The organism is uncultured Campylobacter sp. (assembly GCF_937949835.1).
GTDB lineage: Bacteria > Campylobacterota > Campylobacteria > Campylobacterales > Campylobacteraceae > Campylobacter_B.
The window spans coordinates 1-1,202 of the sequence record NZ_CALEDC010000028.1 but is presented as its reverse complement, the minus strand read 5'-3'; the positions used below and the strand labels follow the sequence as shown (position 1 = coordinate 1,202).

1 protein-coding gene is annotated in these 1,202 nt (G+C 53.2%); it reads right to left on the bottom strand.

All coding sequences use genetic code 11. The features are described 5' to 3' along the window. A partial coding sequence (locus Q0256_RS00645) for a GTPase (protein WP_297959081.1) occupies positions 1-775 on the bottom strand: 775 nt, incomplete at its 3' end. Between the last annotated feature and the right edge of the window lie 427 nt (positions 776-1,202).

Here is a 1,202-nt window from a genome sequence, read left to right as displayed (position 1 = left end):
GGCGGCGAATGCCTGCCGTGTCGATAAACTCGAGCGTGCGCCCTTCAAATTCCGTGCTTTCGTTCACCGGATCGATCGTCGTGCCCGCATAATCGCTCACGACCGAGCGCTGCGAGCCCACAAGCGCGTTTAGAAGGCTTGATTTACCGACGTTTACCCGCCCGATGATACCCACGCCGATGGTTTTACTAGCGTAAAATTCCTCGTCGCGCCCCTCTTTCGGCTCGCCCTCGTCGTTAAAGCCCTCTATAAAATCATCAAAAATTTCATCCTCGTCCTGCTGTGCGGGCGCAGGGTCCAAAAAGCCGTATATCCACTCTTTCAGCTCGTCGATGCCGCTGTTGTGCGAGACGGAGATCGGGAAAAATTTAACGCCGAATTCGTTAAACTCCCAGCTGCGCTCCTCGTCGCGCTTGCCGTCGATCTTATTGACCGCTAGGGCGATGGGCTTACCGAGCTTTTGCAGCGAGAAAAATATCCGCCGCTCGTCATCGCTCGGAAGCAGCTTGCCGTCCGTCATAAAGATTATCAAATCCGCGCTCTTTGCCTCGCTTAGCGTCTTAGCTTGCACGCGCGCAAACAGCTCGGAAGTGTCGTCCAGACCGCCAGAATCGATCACGCGCACGCGGCGATCGAAAATTTCGGCTTCGGCTTTGTTGGTATCGCGCGTCGTACCCGCAACGTCGCTGGTGATGGCGATGCGAGCGCCCGCTAGGCGGTTAAAAAGGCTCGACTTGCCGACGTTGGGGCGCCCGATGATGATCAAACTTTTCACGTTCGTCCTTGTAGTTTTTGGCGCGATTATAACCAAAAATAGATTAAAGCCAAATTCTACGCGCTCGCTCGCGTAAAGGAGCGGCAAAATTTTATAAAATTTAGGCGCTAAATTTAGCGAAATTTTATCGCGGCACTAGCAAAACGCCGCTTGAATAAAAGGCCCCAAGGCTTGCGATCCGTCGCCGCAAACGACGCGGAGCTGGGGCTGCACGTAAATTTTATAAAATTTTAAAACCGAAGTCTGAGCGCGAAAAACTAGCAACCGAAGCGCAAAACCGGCGCAACTACACGAAAGCATAAAAGCCCGCAGCTGCGCAAATTTTACTGCTTTGCTCAAGCAAGCGGCGGCGCGCAGAGCATAGGGTCGGTAAAAATCACAAAAGCAGCGCACAAGACCCAAGTGTCTAGCTAAGCGTCCGCAAGAG